The 16974-nt window shown below is 58.3% G+C and carries 13 protein-coding genes; 2 read left to right on the forward strand and 11 right to left on the reverse strand.

Annotated features, from left to right (window positions below; all coding sequences use genetic code 11):
- Positions 1 to 6: 6 nt before the first annotated feature.
- Both L0Y14_RS12550 and L0Y14_RS12555 read left to right on the forward strand, forming a co-directional pair.
- Positions 7 to 2289: an efflux RND transporter periplasmic adaptor subunit gene (locus tag L0Y14_RS12550; RefSeq protein WP_251859202.1), complete on the forward strand. Its 2283-nt coding sequence runs from the start codon at positions 7 to 9 to the stop codon at positions 2287 to 2289.
- A gap of 237 nt (positions 2290 to 2526) precedes the next feature.
- Entirely contained in the window at positions 2527 to 5643 is a 3117-nt protein-coding gene (locus L0Y14_RS12555; protein ID WP_005959031.1) for an efflux RND transporter permease subunit, read from the forward strand.
- 26 nt (positions 5644 to 5669) lie between these two features.
- Here L0Y14_RS12555 and L0Y14_RS12560 read toward each other — a convergent pair whose 3' ends face one another.
- From L0Y14_RS12560 to gspD, 11 genes are all read right to left on the reverse strand, one after another.
- Positions 5670 to 6221 carry a hypothetical protein gene (locus L0Y14_RS12560; protein WP_006475372.1) on the reverse strand — a complete coding sequence of 184 codons (552 nt, stop codon included), beginning with the start codon at positions 6219 to 6221 and terminating at the stop codon, positions 5670 to 5672.
- Positions 6222 to 6223: 2 nt separating this feature from the next.
- Entirely contained in the window at positions 6224 to 6814 is a 591-nt protein-coding gene (gene gspM / locus L0Y14_RS12565; protein ID WP_005959029.1) for a type II secretion system protein GspM, read from the reverse strand.
- On the reverse strand, positions 6811 to 7902 hold the full coding sequence (locus tag L0Y14_RS12570) for a PilN domain-containing protein (protein ID WP_005959028.1): 1092 nt from the start codon (positions 7900 to 7902) through the stop codon (positions 6811 to 6813). Before L0Y14_RS12570 ends, gspM begins: the two co-directional genes overlap by 4 nt.
- The gene (locus tag L0Y14_RS12575) at positions 7895 to 8779 is read right to left on the reverse strand and encodes a type II secretion system minor pseudopilin (protein WP_240991698.1); all 885 of its coding nucleotides are present in this window, start codon (positions 8777 to 8779) and stop codon (positions 7895 to 7897) included. Before L0Y14_RS12575 ends, L0Y14_RS12570 begins: the two co-directional genes overlap by 8 nt.
- A gap of 34 nt (positions 8780 to 8813) precedes the next feature.
- Entirely contained in the window at positions 8814 to 9482 is a 669-nt protein-coding gene (locus tag L0Y14_RS12580; protein WP_240991697.1) for a prepilin-type N-terminal cleavage/methylation domain-containing protein, read from the reverse strand.
- Between the two features lie 14 nt (positions 9483 to 9496).
- Complete coding sequence (locus L0Y14_RS12585) at positions 9497 to 9916, reverse strand: prepilin-type N-terminal cleavage/methylation domain-containing protein (RefSeq protein ID WP_240991696.1); 420 nt, start codon at positions 9914 to 9916, stop codon at positions 9497 to 9499.
- Complete coding sequence (locus L0Y14_RS12590) at positions 9900 to 10355, reverse strand: prepilin-type N-terminal cleavage/methylation domain-containing protein (RefSeq protein WP_005959024.1); 456 nt, start codon at positions 10353 to 10355, stop codon at positions 9900 to 9902. The genes L0Y14_RS12585 and L0Y14_RS12590 overlap by 17 nt, the downstream gene beginning before the upstream one ends.
- Positions 10356 to 10373: 18 nt before the next feature.
- The gene (gene gspG / locus L0Y14_RS12595; RefSeq protein ID WP_006475367.1) at positions 10374 to 10811 is read right to left on the reverse strand and encodes a type II secretion system major pseudopilin GspG; all 438 of its coding nucleotides are present in this window, start codon (positions 10809 to 10811) and stop codon (positions 10374 to 10376) included.
- Positions 10812 to 10823: 12 nt separating this feature from the next.
- The gene (locus tag L0Y14_RS12600) at positions 10824 to 12041 is read right to left on the reverse strand and encodes a type II secretion system F family protein (RefSeq protein WP_005959022.1); all 1218 of its coding nucleotides are present in this window, start codon (positions 12039 to 12041) and stop codon (positions 10824 to 10826) included.
- 1 nt (position 12042) lies between these two features.
- The gene (locus tag L0Y14_RS12605) at positions 12043 to 13797 is read right to left on the reverse strand and encodes a GspE/PulE family protein (RefSeq protein WP_006475365.1); all 1755 of its coding nucleotides are present in this window, start codon (positions 13795 to 13797) and stop codon (positions 12043 to 12045) included.
- Between the two features lie 83 nt (positions 13798 to 13880).
- Positions 13881 to 15929, reverse strand: coding sequence for a type II secretion system secretin GspD (gene gspD, locus L0Y14_RS12610; protein ID WP_240991695.1), 2049 nt, complete (start codon positions 15927 to 15929; stop codon positions 13881 to 13883).
- Positions 15930 to 16974: the final 1045 nt, after the last annotated feature.

The raw sequence follows: 16974 nt of genomic DNA on the forward strand, positions 1-16974 counted from the left end.
GCCAGCATGAAAACAACCAGAATCCATCTTGCGCTCCTCTCTCTACCACTCATCTTCTCTTCGGCTGACAGCGCCCTGGCGCAGCAGAGCAGAGAGGGCGCGCCAGCGGGAGAGGCGCGCGCCCTCTCCCAGGCGACAACGCCACAACCCCTCTACGCCTGCCCGATGCACCCGGAAGAGACCAGCCACGAGCCTGGCAACTGTCATATCTGCGGCATGTATCTCGTCAAAGGCGAGGCACACGGCAAGGACATGGGGATGTCCATGAAAAGCGCCATGCCCCCCGGCAAGGTCGACATGCAACTCGCCCTTGCCGCCGCGGCAAAAAAACAGATGCCAAGTGAGATATGCCTCTTCCCCAAGGAGAAGCAAGCGGCGCCCCCGGTGAGCAAGGGGGGGATGGAGATGGATTCTGGCATGGCCCACGCTGCTGCCGGCCACCAGCCGGAGATGCCGATGGCCATGGATGCGCCGCAGCCCGATATGGCCGAGGCTCCGGTCCCGCCACCGCAGGAGACAGCCGCAACCAGCGATCAACCCCTCTACGCCTGCCCCATGCACCCGGAGGAGACCAGCCACGAACCCGGCAACTGTCGTATCTGCGGCATGTTCCTGGTCAAATCCACGGCAGAAGGGGACGCCAAGAAGATGGCCATGGACCCCGCCATGGAGCACGACCATACCGGCCACCAGCATGACCAGCCGGAGATGCCGATGGCCATGGGCGCACCGAAGCCCGATGTGGCCGAGACCACGGCCCCGCCACTGCGCGAAACAGCCACGGACAACGATCAGCCCCTCTACGCCTGCCCGATGCACCCGGAAGAGACCAGCCACGAGCCTGGCAACTGTCGCATCTGCGGCATGTTCCTGGTCAAATCCACGGCAGAAGGGAACGCCAAGAAGATGGCCATGGACCCCGCCATGGAGCACGATCACACCGGCCACCAGCACGATCACACCGGCCACCAGCACGATCCAGCAGAGATGCCGATGGCCATGGGCGCACCGAAGCCCGATGTGGCCGAGACCACGGCCCCGCCACTGAGCAAAACAGACACGGACAGCGATCAGCCCCTCTACGCCTGCCCCATGCACCCGGAGGAGACCAGCCACGAACCCGGCAACTGTCGCATCTGCGGCATGTTCCTGGTCAAATCCACGGCCGAAGGGAGCGCCCAGAAGATGGCCATGGACCCCGCCATGGGACAGGACCACAGCGGCCATCAGCATAATCCGGCAGAGATGCCGATGGCCATGGGCACACCGAAGCCCGATATGGCCGAGGCCAGCGTTCCACAGCTACGCCAGCAGGGAGCTGGCGGCGATCAAACCGACTATGTCTGCCCCATGCACCCGCAGATTGTGACCAAAGATCCTGGCAATTGCCCGATCTGCGGCATGAACCTGGAACCCGTTAAACAAGAGGATGGGGCGGAGGGTGGAGCTCACGCCAAGGTCTCCGTCAGCCCGGAGATCGTACAGAGCCTCGGCATCCGTGTCGCCCAGCTACAACGCATGACCTTCAGCCGCACGGCGGAGACGATGGGGTACATCGAGTATGACAAGACGCGCCTGCGCCATGTCTACGCCCCGGCAAACGGTAATGTGGAGGGTCTGACTGTTCGTTCTGAAGGCGAACGGGTAGAGAAAGGGCAGTTTCTGTTCAAACTCTTCACCGCTGCCCTCTCCGACTACTACGACGACACCTTTGCCCAACTCGATGGCATCGTCGTCGACCTACCCGTGATCGAGGGGCAGTATGTCATGCCCACCACTAAGGTGATGACGCTGGCCGACCTTTCCAGCATCTGGGTGTTGGCGGATGTGTTCGAATCCCAGGCCGGCTGGATCCGCCGCGGTCAACAGGCCGAGGTGCGCACCCCCAACCATCCGGGACGCGTCTGGAAAGGCCAGGTTGAATATATCTATCCCAGTCTGGACCCTGAGACCCGGACGCTGAAGGTACGCATGCGCTTCGACAACCCTGACGAGGCGCTGCTCCCCAATATGCTGGCCGAGATCACTATCCACGGCCCTCCACAACCCGATATCCTGGCCCTGCCCAAGGAGGCGTTGATCCAGACCGGGCACCAGCAGCGCGTTATCCTGGCGCTGGAGGATGGCCATTTTCTACCGCATCCTGTCAAGACAGGCCAGGAGTTTGGGGATTGGATCGAGGTCACCAACGGGCTCACGGTTAACGATGAGGTGGTCGTATCAGGGCAGTTTCTGATCGACTCCGAAGCCAGCCTCAAGGGCAGCCTCGCCCGCCTGCACAGCCATTAATCAAACTAAAAATCGAGGGCCGTCACGGATATCTGCTGTTTCTTTCGGAAGGACCATGAAGCGCTTCCTGTGGAGCTGGCCGCAGCCTATTAGGCAGGAAGCTATCGATGCCGCGATGTGGAGGCTAAGGATAACCCCACCAGCGGCGGTTTCTCTAGAAACAGTCCATACCGGTGACTCAGTAGCCAATCTGACATTGGGCCATATAACCACCTTAAAAACCAAACTGGGGCTAGCATGATTGCTGCAGTTATTCGTTGGTCCTTAGCGAACCGACCGCTCGTTCTTTTACTCACACTACTGTTGACTGGCTGGGGGCTGGTATCACTCCAAAAGACTCCGATCGATGCCCTGCCCGATCTCTCCGACGCCCAGGTCATCATCAAGACCAGCTACCCTGGCCAGGCCCCCGGGGTGGTGGAGGCGCAGGTCACCTACCCGCTGACCACCGCCATGCTGTCGGTGCCTGGCACCGTAGCGGTACGGGGCTACTCCTACTTCGGCGACTCTTTCGTTTACGTGGTATTCGAAGACGGCACCGATCTCTACTGGGCCCGCTCGCGGGTGCTGGAGTATCTCTCTCAGGTCAGTGCCAGATTACCCGATGGTGCAACACCTGCACTCGGACCCGACGCCTCCGGTGTCGGCTGGATCTATCAGTATGCCCTGGTGGACCGACAGCAGAAACATGACCTGAGCCAACTCCGCTCGATCCAGGACTGGTTCCTCAAGTATGAGTTGCAAACGGTGCCCGGGGTAGCAGAGGTGGCTACCGTGGGTGGCATGGTGCGCCAGTATCAGGTAGTCCTGGAACCCAATCTGCTTCGCCTCTACAACATCCCCCTCTCCAAGGTAAAACAGGCGATCCAGGACGCCAACCGCGAGGTAGGCGGTTCAGTCATTGAACAGGCAGAGGCTGAACACATAGTCTACGCCACCGGCTATCTGCAGGGGGTGAAGGATCTGGCCCAAGTGCCACTGGGACTCAGCTCCAAAGGCACCCCGATCTTGCTGAAAGATGTGGCAAAGATCCGTCTCGGCCCACAGATGCGACGCGGCATCGCCGAACTGGACGGTCAGGGCGAGGTGGTTGGTGGCATCGTGGTGATGCGCTGGCAAGAGAATGCCCGCGCCACCATCGAAGCCGTGAAACACAAGCTGGAGTCGCTCAAGGCGGGGCTGCCGGAAGGCGTGGAGATCGTCGAGACCTACGACCGTTCACGGCTGATCAACCAGTCTGTGGACAACCTGCAACAGCGGTTGGTCGAGGAGTTTATCGTCGTCTCCCTGATCTGCATCCTGTTTCTGTTCCACCTGCGCACCTCACTGATCATCATCACCAGCCTGCCGGTCGGCATACTGGCCGCCTTCGGCATCATGCAGTGGCAGGGGATCAACGCCAATATCATGTCCCTCGGCGGCATCGCCATCGCCATCGGCACGATGGTGGACGCCGCCATCGTGATGCTGGAGAACGCCCATAAACATGCCGAACGTAACCACGGGGAGTGCCGTTGGAAACAGATCGAGGCGGCCGCAATCGAGGTCGGACCTCCGCTCTTCTTCTCACTGGTGATCATTACCCTCAGCTTTCTGCCGGTGTTTGTGTTGCAGGGCCAGGAGGGGCGGCTCTTCTCTCCCCTGGCCTACACCAAGACCTATGCCATGGCCGCCGCGGCTATCCTCTCGATCACCCTGGTGCCTGTGCTGATGGGCTACTTCATCCGCGGCAAACTGCCGCAGGAGGAGAGCAATCCGATCAACCGCTGGACCATCCGCGGCTATCTGCCGGTCATCCGCTTTACCTTGCGCCACCCCATTGCCGTCCTCTTTGTCAGCCTGCTGCTGACCCTCACCGCCGTCTGGCCGATCAGTCAGATCGGCTCGGAGTTCATGCCGGAGTTGGATGAAGGGGATCTGATGTATATGCCCACCACCTTCCCTGGGCTATCGATCGGTAAGGCGCAAGAGCTGTTGCAACAGACCGACCGGTTGATCCGCACCGTACCAGAGGTGGAGCGGGTATTCGGCAAGATCGGGCGCGCCGAGACCGCTACTGATCCAGCCCCCCTGACCATGATCGAGACCACCATCACCCTCAAGCCAAAGTCAGAGTGGCGGGAGGGTATGACCCTGGATAAACTCAAGCAGGAGCTGGACCGGCGGGTCGATATCCCCGGCGTAACCAACGCCTGGGTGATGCCGATCAAGACCCGCATCGACATGCTCTCTACCGGTATCAAGACCCCCGTTGGAATCAAGATCGCCGGCCCTGATCTTGAGGTGATCGAGGATATCGGGGAGGTGATCGAGGAGGCGCTGCGCGGGGTGGAGGGCACCGCCTCGGTATTTTCCGAGCGGGTCGATGGCGGACGCTATCTGAAGATCAAGATCGATCGGCTACGGGCGGCGCGCCTTGGCCTCAATATCAAGGATGTCCAGGAGATCATCAGCACCGCCATCGGCGGCGTGAACGTGACCGAGACCGTTGAAGGCCTCGAACGCTATCCGGTGAATATCCGCTATCCACGCGCCATTCGCGATAGTGAGGAGAAGTTGCGCCATCTTCCCATCGTCACGCCAAACGGCCGCCACATCACCCTCGGCCAGATCACCCAGATCGAGGTGGAGGATGGGCCACCGATGATCAAGAGTGAAAACGCCCGTCCCAACGGCTGGGTCTTTGTCGACATCCGTGGACGGGATCTCGGCTCCTATGTCGCTGAGGCACGGCAGCGGGTTGACGCGGCGATCACCCTACCGCCAAATTACTCAATCACCTGGTCGGGGCAGTATGAACATTACCAACGCGCCAATGCACGACTGATTCAGGTCATCCCGCTGACCTTTATCATCATCCTGGTGCTGCTCTACCTGGCATTCCGCAACCTGACCGAGGTGGGGATCATCATCGCCACCCTGCCGTTCGCCCTGACCGGCGGCGCCTGGATGCTCTATCTACTCGACTTCAATCTCTCGATTGCCGTCGGGATCGGTTTCATCGCCCTGGCCGGCATCGCCGTAGAGACCGCAGTGGTCATGATTGTTTACCTCAATCAGTCCTACCGGGCCGCACTACAGGCGATAGAGCTGCACGATCGCCGGCTGACCAGGGAGGAGTTGAGCGAGTCGGTGATCGAGGGCGCGGTGATGCGGGTCCGCCCCAAGATCATGACCGTGGCCAGCGTTATCTTTGGTCTGCTACCGGTGCTGCTGGCGAGTGGCAGTGGATCAGATGTGATGCGTCCGATCGCAGCGCCGATGGTGGGGGGGATGTTGAGCGCCGCCCTACTCACCCTGGTGGTGGTTCCGGCGGTCTTCTATCTATGGAAGCAGCGCGAGAGTGAGAGGTAATCAAGGCATGTTGTGAGAGGCAGCCTCTACTTCTGATCTGCAGATGGCGGCTCAACACGTCGGATCGCGCTCCTGCCACCTTGATCAGCATCGAGCGCCAATTCGATATGGCTAGCATTCTGTCTCATCACCACCCGATCCCTGGCGACCTCGGCAACCAACCAACCACTATAATTATCCCCCACCTGTAGACGGATCACCGAATTACCCCGCACCTCTCTTACCACTGCGATGCGCCGCTGATTGACGATCACTACCCCCTCCAGCTGTAGACTGGGGCGCGCCTGTACCACCGGCTGAACCTGTCGGATCTCCGGCTGAGGCGCCACACGCCCTTCAATAAACAGAGGGCGTTCAAGCACCTCACGAAAGGCACTGCGGGGAGGGATGGTATAGGCGCCACTGTCTGGCAATTTCAGCGTGTTAGCCACCCCATTCGCCTGGGTGGATACTGGCCGCGAGTCGTCCTGCTTCCGCTCCATATCTTCCCATTGCAGAAGCAGTAGCTTGCCAAGCCCCGCGAGGGCCAACAGCAACAACAGACTGAGGATATTAATACGGCCACTGATGCTATTCACCCTCAGCCCCTGATGTAACCCGACAGAACAAAAGTACAAGCAAGCTCAGTCCCGGCCTTAGCCCACTGATTTCTGCCCGCTGCCCCATGGCGGCGGGATGTGCGTTTTCCTTGCAGCTGCAGATCAGAGATAAGCAGATAGGGCTCTCCCGATTCCAGCGCATAGAGAACACCAAATATCGACTCCATCGCCCCCTTCATGCTAACCCGGATAGAGACCCTGCCGAAACTGCCATCTTGTTCGATCGGTAGCACCCGTGTACTCAAGAGCTTGCCCCGGCTCGAGCGAACTACGCGGGTCAATATACCTTGGAGCTCAGCACCGCCAAGAGACTCACTCTGTGCCCTCAGATAACGCTTGTCCCTCCGGTTAGCCATCTCTAGTTGCTGATACTGTTGTTGTAATGCTTCCGCTACAGCCACCGAACGTTGATAGATCTCAATGCGTTTGCGGACGCTGGCAATCTCATCATCGTAGGATTGCTTGATCGTCAAATACGGGATCAGCAGAGCCGCCGCGCCCCCGACAACAAGCAACAGCAGCAATAGCTGTGCTGCCAGCTTGCGCAGGCTGGGAGATACACCAAGCCTCATCGAGTCGCCTCCGTGACAAATTGCGCGGAGAGATGGAACCGCTCCATATCATTGATTGCGTTCTTGGTAATGGAGGAGCGAAAGCGTGCATCGCTAAAGCTATTCGATGACTCCAGCAGCGAGATTAGCGTCGACGCCGACGCAGAAAAACCATGCACCTGCACATCTCCCGCATCAATCTCGAGTTGATCGAGCCAGGTATTATCCGGCAACAGATGTGTCAGTTCATTGATCACTTCCAACACAGGGGCGTGTTCCATTCTCTTTTCGAGGATAAATCCAGCCTCATTTTTAGCTGTATCGACCCGCTCCCGTAACTCACGCGCCTTCACCACCTGCTGCTTGAGCTGAGCTGCCTTGAGCTGTAAACGCTCCAACTCAACGCTTTTCTCCCAAAGCGGAAAGAGCAGATTGCTCAAACCAAGCAGCAGCACCAGACCTGCGAGCAGATAGTTGAGGCGCCTGGCAAAGGAGTAGCCCCTTCTCCGCTGCTCCCCCGGCATAAGATTCAGCTCGAGCGATTCGCCGGCAATCTCGCCATCCACCGTGACCGCATCTAATCGGATCGCGTGTTTGCTGAGCTGCTCCAAAAGCAGATCGACACGCCCCCTGGGGGCGACATAGAGATCAATCGTCAGGGTCTGACTGCCCCGATTGCGGGCAACGCACAGGGAATCGAAGTAGACTTGCGACAACCTGAACGGCGTCTCCTGCTCCAGCTGAAAGGTGAGCACCTCCCGCAGATTGGATTCCGCAACTCTAGGTAGGATTAGCCGCTTTTTCAGGTAGCCCTCTGGGGGCAGAATCAGCTCCACTCTTCTCGCATCCTGCAACAGGAGTCGCTCTCTACCCAGCCCTGACGGATCGATCAAGCCAACCATCACGGGCTCGACCCCCTTCGCCCCTTTGACCACTCGCCTGATAGCGAGCTCATCACCCTCTACGACAATCTGGTAGACCTGCCCTCCAAACAGAATTCGCTTAACAAACTCTGGCATCATTCCGGTCAGTTCAGCAATCCACCAGTGCCAAAATTGAGCGGCTAGATCCTGCATCCGGGCGAACGACATAGCACTCTGTTCAGCCATCCTTCACCTCTTGGTCTCCCGCCAGCTCCCGCCAGGCAAGGATGCGGTAACGCCGTTGCAGATTGCCGCTGATATCAACGACCGCCCTGATATGAGAGCGGCCACCCTGCCCCGTCACTGCCCGCACATCAAGATGGTAGATCGGGTATGCCGGCAACTGCCGGGGGAGCGAGCCTGGCACCTGTGGCCTGTCTATCTGCCGGCCAGCCGAACCCCGCATCACAGCCGCCTCTTGCTGCTCCAGCTGGCGCAACAACGCAGCCGGGGCTTGTGCGCTGTCGAGGGCCCCACCTTTTGAATGCACGGTGATGAAGGGTACGATTGCACGGTAGGTCTCTGCCGTCATCCCCAGTACCATCTTCAGTTCCTGCACACTCTTGAAGCGGGCGTTGGCAGGACGATAGGCCAGCCCGGCTGTTGCATACTGCCTGGCCTCCGCCCCCTGTAACCGAATCAGGTCATCAGCATCTCGCCAATCGAGGATGGCATCAACGAGAGAACGGGCCTGCTCCTCCTTCATACCTGTCGAGACAATCAGCGCTTCCAGGGTCGAGGGCGTGGCCTGGTTGATATCGATAAGTCCAGTCGCATTGATGATCGAAACGGTGAGCCGTGTTCCCTCAAACTCAACCTGATTCTCCACACCCCGCAACCGGAAACCGCCCTCTCTGGATGACACAAGCAGATCATCGATCGCCATATACAGACCTGCCTCTGCATGTAATCGGGCCTGCAGTGCCTCTCGTTGATTGGCGGCCAGATTCAGCTCCATTCTACCGTTTCTGGCGTGGCTGCCCCCAATCACACTGAGCAGGACAATCAGCCACAACACCAAGAGCAACGCAATACCCCGTTCACCCTTGCCAGCCCTGTGCATTTTTACTTCATACCTCTCTTCCCGCACAACGCGACTATCGGCCCCTGCGCCTCGAACGCGATCTCGGCTTGATACTCACTGTTGCCTGCAGATCTGATCTGACCCGAATAATCTTCTCTCGCACTGGCGCCCCATCCTCAATGCTAAAGCTAAAACTGATTAGCTGGGGATAAGCTGGCTCCTCCTGACGCCACTGCTCAACCCAGTCTAGATCTGTTGTCCGATGTTGCCCGTAATAAGCGATACGAAACTCGCTCAGTCCGTGCAACAACACTTGACTGGGGGCCTCCTCATCAATCCTTAAAGGATGATCACCCGGCAGCCGCGGAAGGTAGAAGAGCACCAGTTCCCCCCCACCATCCACGGAGGTGAATCTCAACAGGTACTCATAGTCTGCGAATCGCTCATCATACTCAGGCGCCGGCGCGATAAAGGCGAGCTGATTTGCCTCACCGTCAAACAAGAGATGCTCTTTTCCCCCGTCGCTATAACGCCCCATCTGCAGCTGCCGAATCATCTTTGCCAGCAGGCGCTCCGCAGCACGATCGGCATCACCTGACCCCACGCGCCGGATCCCTGCTTCCCAGCTCCTGCTTGCGTAGTGGACCGAACTGAAGGCTGCGGTCATCAGCAGCGACAGCAGAGCCACGGCAACCAAGATCTCCAGCAGGGTAAACCCCTGTTGTCTATGGCGGTCATTCACTAGCGCCATCCATCTCACTTCACCGATGGTGGCTTTAGCGGATCAAGCCTGAGGCTACTCATATTCAACTCACGCTGGCGACCCAGCAACGACCAAGAAACCCGGACCTTAATTTGATAGAGCCCACCCTCCTGAGTTCTGCCACTGGCATCGCTCCTTTCATAGGGCGTCACCGAGCGATTCCAGCGATAGCCACCAACGCTCTCGCCTCTCTCCACCCCCTCCAGCTCCCGCCAGTTCAGGTCCGTCCCTTCCAGCAAGTCCTGCACCAGCATCAGCGCTCCCATATGGCGCTGCGCAATCGAAATATTACTTAAACCACCGGAGAAGATGCGGTAGAGCACCGTCAGCGACATGGCAAGGATTGCGAAAGCAACCAGCACCTCAATCAGGGTAAATCCCCTCTGAGTCCCCCGCTTAATTGGGGATCTCACCCGAACGCTCCTCCACCTCCAGAACCCCACTGATCCAGTTCACCCGCAACAGGAAACGATGCTGTTCACTCCAGATCACTATCTGCCCCCCGCTAACCGTGCCATCTGGATAGGCGCTGAAGAGCACCACCTTATCCAACCCATCTCCTTTATCGAACTCGAGCCTCAGCCCATCCGGGATATCCAAGCTATTACGCCCGGCTTCGCTCAACAGGGCTCGCCTCTGCCGGTCGAAATAGATCTGCTGCTTCCGGTTGGAGACGATAGCCCGGCTGCGTGATTCTCTAACCATCAGCACCACATCGTTCACCAGACTCCTGGCGGAAACACCTGGCAAGGCTCGACTCAACAGCGGTGGAACCAACGCCACCATCATCGCCATCAGAGTCAGAACCAGCAGCAGCTCCAACAGCGTGAAACCGCCCGCGGTACGAGACATCCCCCCAGCCTCACCAACTCACCAACTCACCACATCCTGGTCCTCTCCAGCACCACCTTCCGTGTTGTCCTGACCAAGCGAATAGAGGTCGTAGAGGCCATTCTCTCCAGGAAATTGGTAGTGGTAGTCCCTACCCCAGGGGTCTTTGGGGATGCGCTTCTTTTTCAGGTAGGGGCCATGCCAGCCATCGACACCACCGGGCGCCTCCACCAGCGCCTGTAACCCCTCTGCCGTACTTGGATAACGCCCCACCTCTAAATGATAAAGGTCAAGACCTGCGCCAAACTCCTCAATCTGTAACTTCGCCGTGTCGGATTTGGCCCCGCCAAGATAACGCATCATCTGTGGCCCAACCAACCCCGCCAGCAACCCCAGAATCACCAACACCACCAGCAGCTCGATGAGTGTAAACCCCGTGGAATCAATCGAACGAGCCCCGCTAAAACGTCTTTTCATCACCTCTATCCTTCAGATAACCAGTTGATTAATACCCATGATCGCCACCAGAATGGACATGATCACCCCAGCAACGATCACACCCAGGAACAGAATCAGCATTGGCTCCAGGATCGCCAACGACTGCTTAATCGAACGGTTCACCTCTTTATCGTATATCTCCGCTATATGCAGCAGCATCTGCTCCAGCTCTCCGGATTCTTCACCCACACCGATCATCTGCACCGAAAACTCTGGAAAGCACCCCGCCTTCTTCAGCTGCGTGGTCAATCGCGCCCCCTCTTTGAGCCCGTTGATCACCCCATCCATGCTGTCGGCGATCACCCGATTCTGTAATGTCTCACGCACAATCCCCATTGCCTTCACCATCGGGATACCATTCTGCAGCAAAGTGCCCAAGGTACGGGAGAAGACAGCGACCTCCATCTTGGTAATCAGTTCCCCCAGTAACGGCAGTGAGAGGACGCGCCGATGCCAGCGGTACTGTCCCTTTGGACGCTGCAGCTGATAGCGAATCCACAACACAAACAGGACAATCAGCGAGACAAAGATCCAACCATAGGCCTTTAGCAGATCCCCTGCCTGCAACACGATGGCAGTGGAGAGCGGCAGTGCGGCCCCCATCCCCTCAAACAGCTCCTTGAACTGTGGAATGACATAGGTAAGAAGGATGATGATCGACACGATAGCGACTATCACCAGGATGATCGGGTAGATCATGGCGGACTTCAACGAGCCCTTCAGTTCGCTACTGCGTTCCAGATGATCCGCCAAACGGGCCATGACCGATTCGAGGGTACCACCCAGCTCACCCGCCCTCGCCAGGCTGATGTAGATATCTGGGAAGATCCCCTGTTGCGCTGCCAGGGCATCGGCAAAGGAGTCCCCCCCCTTGATCTTTTCCTGCAGTGCCGACAGCACCTGAGAAAATGCCGGATCACTATTTACCGAGATCAGTAACGCGAGCGAGCGATCGAGCGACAAGCCCGCCTTGAGCAGCGTCGATAGTTCACGGGTAAACAGCAGCAGTTGGTCTTTGTTGCGCCTAAACAGCCCAACAGGCTTCAAAGCCTTGGAGCTGGCACTCAAAGCATGGCTCAGTTCGACCTGAATCGGCACCCGCCCCTGCGCCTGGATCATCTTGACCACAGCCTCTCGGCTCGCACCCTCCGTCGTCCCCTCCGTAACCTCCCCGTCCAGTGATGCGGCCTTGAAAAAGTAGTTCGGCATATCAGTCCAGCCGCGTTACCCGCAATATCTCTTCGATCGTGGTCACACCCTTTGCCGCCTTTGCCATACCATCCTCATACAGTGTGAGCATGTTAGCCGAGCGTGCCTGACGTGCGATGCTGAGTGAATCGGCGCGCGCCATGATCAGATCCCTGATCTTATCGTCGAGCAGGATGATCTCCACGATCGCCGCCCGCCCGATATAACCTGTACCGCGACACTGCTCACAGCCGTGGGCGGTGTAGAACTGCGCCGTCTCCATCTCAACGCTCGCCGACAGGCGCAAGCGCTGGGCCAGCTCCTCGCCAACCCGATAGGGCTGCTTGCACGCATCACACAAGCGACGCACCAATCGCTGGGCCAATACCGCCGTCAGCGTCGATTTCAGCAAAAAGTCATCCACCCCCATATCGAGCAAACGCGTGATGCTGCCAGCCGCATCATTGGTGTGCAGTGTAGAAAGCACCAGGTGACCAGTCAGAGCCGACTGTATAGCGATGGCTGCGGTCTCCTGATCACGCATCTCACCGATCATGATGACATCGGGATCCTGCCGCACGATCGAACGCAGGGCGTTGGAGAAGGTCAAGCCGATCTGTGGCTTAACCTGGATCTGGTTGATGCCGTCGATGTTATATTCGACCGGATCCTCCACGGAAAGGATCTTCCGTTCCGGGGTGTTCAGGTGATTCAGCGCCGCATAGAGGGTGGTGGTCTTACCGCTCCCAGTGGGGCCAGTCACCAGGATGATGCCATGCGGGATCGACAGGGCAGCACGCAGCTTCTCCTCCTGCTCACGGGTAAAGCCCAAGCACTTAAAGTCCCCCCCTGCGCCCTCACTGTGCAGCAACCGCAACACCACGCTCTCGCCATACACTGTCGGTACGGTCGATACCCGCAGATCGAGCCAGACGCCCTTGACCTTTATCTTAAAGCGACCGTCCTGTGGCAACCGCCGCTCGGCGATATTCAGATTCGCCAATATCTTGACCCGCGAAACAACCGCCGCAGCAACCTCGGCTGGGGCGTCCTCAATCTCACGCATGATGCCATCGATGCGGTATCGAACCTTCAAGCTCTGCTCGAAAGGTTCGATATGGATATCTGACGCCTGTTGGTTTACTGCCTGCTGGATCAGTTGGTTCACCAGCTTGATGACCGGCGCCTCACTGGCCAACTCTTTGAGGTGCTCGATATCATCATCGCCAACCGCGCCAAGACGCCCCACCTCCCCCCTGGCAGCCGCCTCCTCATCGGTTTCGGTGTAGCGCTGCCGGAAGGCGGCCTCGATCTCCGACACCACCCCGACCCGCGGCACCACCTCACAACCCGAGACCATCCTCAGGGCCTCAAGCAGGTAGGGGTTATCCGGATCGGCCATCGCCACCATCAGGCCCGCCTCGTCCTCCTGCACCGGCACGCACAGATTGCGATTCAGAAACGCCAACGAGATACGCGAGCCATAGGGCAATCTCTCCGGGAACTCGCTCTCGTCGATCAGCGGGATCCCATGAAACGCCGATTGGGCCTGTGCCAGTTCCTGGCCGGAGAGCATTCCCATCCGCACCAGCAGCACGGCAAAAGAGCTCTCGCTCTGCTGCTCGGAGAAGATTCTAAGGGCATTTTCTGCCTCCTCCCTGCGCAGCCTGCCGGTCTGCACCAAATAACCACCAATCCCGCTATCGAGCAGACTGGCCTTCTGTTGTGGGCTGGCAGAGGGGGAAGGCTGCCCCTTGATACTCACATCGGTGGTCATTCAGGATTTCTCGAAGAGGAGTGAAGAACAGCCAATGCGCCCCATCACTAGCCATCCTGTGCATCTAAGATTCCGCATGGGCGTTAATGTCTGATCGAGCGCTCCAGCGCACTCGCCTCTTTGAGACTCTTGCGCAGCTCGTCGGTCAGCACTTTGGCCTGCATTGGATTGGCCACCACCCGTGGCGTGATGGTGATAATCAGCTCGGTACGCGCAACATCTTTCGTCGTGTTGCTGAACATTTTTCCCACCCCGGGGAGATCCATCAAGATCGGGATCCCGTCCTTGGTGTCGTTACTGGTCTCACTGATAAGCCCACCCAGGATAATCGTCTGACCGCTGTTCACCACCACCGTGCTGTCCACGGTACGCTGCGCAATGGGGACATTCCCACCGCCCCCAACCGCTGGCGCCGAACCCGGTTTGCTCACCTCCTGGCTGATCTCTAAGGTCACCATTCCACCGACATTGACCCGGGGCGTGACGGTAAGCAGCGTACCGGTGTCACGGAACTGGACTTCGGTAACGATCGGGGCGTCGGGATTGGTGGTGCTCTGGGAGGAGCGTGTGATGATCGGGATCTGATCGCCGACCCTAAAGCTGGCCGACTGATTATCGACCACCATGATCTGCGGCGCGGAGAGGAATTTGACCGAGGATTGGGCGTTCAACAGATTAAAGAAGAGCTTCAACTCATCCATACTGTTCAAAATCCCCAGCGAGAACCCGGAGCCCGAGACCCCACTCGGCAGCGGCAGGTTCAGCCCACCCTGCCACTTATCGCTCCCCCCCATATTTCCCTGCAGGAACCAGCGCACGCCATAACTCAGGTTATTGGTCAGAGAGACCTCAGCGATGGTCGCCTCTATCAACACCTGCATCGGCGGCACATCGAGCTTGCGGATGGTCGCCTCCACCGACTTGTAATCCCGCGCCGAAGCCAAAACTAGGATCGCGTTACGATCTTGATCGGCGATGATCTTTACCTCACCTTGGCCAGCAATGCCCGGCGCCGGCTCGCCCGCCGGATCCATCGCCGCCGCCCCCATCTGAACCGCCGGATCGAGTGGCTTATCGGTCAGCTGTGGCGGTGGTGTGATCGCACTCTGGGTCGGCGAACGCACATTGGAACGCTCCGCCGGGGGGGAGGCCTGATCCGAACTGGGGGCGCTTTTCCCTCCCCCGCCACCAAAGATCTCCTGCAGCAACCCAGCGATGCTATCCGCCTTACCATACTTCAGGCGATAGACGTAGAGCCGTTGACCCGGCGATGTTGTACCACCCTGGTCGAACCGCTCCACCAGCTCCTTGATGGTATCGAGATAACCCGGCTGAGGGGTAATCACCATCACCGAATTGAGCCGCGCCACTGGCACCAGGCGAACCATGCCAGACAAGGGCCCCTCATCGGTAGCGACCAGCAGCTTGTTCAACTCATCGACCAAGGTGGCGGCATCCGCATACTCCAATGCGAACAGGCCGAAGGACATCCCCTTCAACCAATCCACGTCGAACAACTTTACCGTCTCAAGGGCCTGATTGATCTGAAAACGCGAGCCACGTATCAGCAGCAGGTTACGCGCATCGTTAGTCGTGAAGGTCAGCTCAGCCGAGGATACCGAGCCGAGGATCTTCTTCATCTCCCTCGCTGCGATGTAGCGCAACGGCACAATCTGGGTACCAAAGCCCGCGATGCCTGCCGCCCCCACCTTGCCGACAACCGGAACACTGGACTGTTTAGCGGCATCCGCAAGGGGGATGATCCGATAGAGCCCTGCGTCGTAGATCATCGCGGCACCATAGCTCTGCAGGAGCGACTCAAGAATCCCCATCACGCTGTCGATCGGTACAGGGTTATAGGTGCGCATGGTAACCACACCCTGCACCCGTGGATCGATGAGGTAGTTTTGTTTCAGGATCTCCTCGAATACGATCCGCACAACCTCATGCAGTTCGATGCCGTCGAAGTGGAGCGTAATCTCACCCGCCGAACCGCTCTCTTCACCCTGACCTGAGAGATTCAGAAACTTTCCACTGCCAACTTTGTAAAAAGGAGCTTTGGCTGATTGAACGGGCTCACTCCCCCGTCCTGAAGGGAGCGTGGTTGGAGCAACCGCGGCAGATTCCGGCATGCTCTCTTCCTGCATCCACTCTTGAGTCGATCCGTGCGCTACAACTGGCTCCTGCCGCGCTGGATCACTTTTTACGCCAGCCGCAGGCGTACACGCCGCCAGCACAGGCAGTAACAGGGACCACATAAATAGGTGGACAACTTTATTGGTCATGATGCTCTTCAAACCGCCGATTCAGGCCCGGCTTTCTCTTATTCTCTCTTTCACCGCTGGCTGCCGCCCCTGAAGCAGATGAAAACTGCGTCAGCATGGCGCAACATCCGACCGACCACCTGCCGGCTCCCTAAGCCGGGAAGGTTCGACTCAAGTGTCTGCGATCCGAATGCAGCTGTTCAGACTAGCTGGCTTGGGCAGGCAATCGCGCATTTAGCCCGGCAGATGCAATTGATGCAAGTCCACCAGACTCCTACTCCCCCTTGATTGGCTTCGCGACGGATGTTCTTAGCCCTCACCATTCGAAGCGCGGCAAAACCTCCCCGTCATGCCCGAAAGGCCAGCAAACACCGACTTCATGGCCAATCCCGCCAAAAAAACATGGTGCCATCAACGCCGACCAATGGGACGATACTGCTTTCGCAGGAGACGGAGGGCGCCGAATAACGTGATATTTCGTCAAGGACTTACGAGTCTTCTTGGTCTCGGATCTCCAAACAATCTGCCAACCGAGGCGATCCTACCACACTTTTATTTCTTGCAGAGCGCAGCCTGCCTGGAGGCAGGCTGCGTAAACGCTACCCGAATAAGCTCCCCGCTCTTAAAACCGGACTAGAGGCAGCGGGGCTAAGGAGCCTCTGATCAGGTCATGAACTCGTATCTTGTGCCCAGAATATTCAGCTTCTGCGTTGCAAATCTCGGCAACGGCTCCATGCGTGACTCTACCTCCTGCATCCATGCAGTCGTTCGCAATCCCCTACAGGGATGTAGGGGAGGAGCGTGAGCAGGGAACGGTAGCTTTACATGCGATTTGCGCCTTGAATCTGAATATTCTGAGTCACAATCAACTTCGTCCAGACTTAATCAGAGGTTCCCTAAACGTCTCGCGCCG

The organism is Candidatus Endoriftia persephonae, assembly GCF_023733635.1.
GTDB lineage: Bacteria > Pseudomonadota > Gammaproteobacteria > Chromatiales > Chromatiaceae > Endoriftia > Endoriftia persephonae.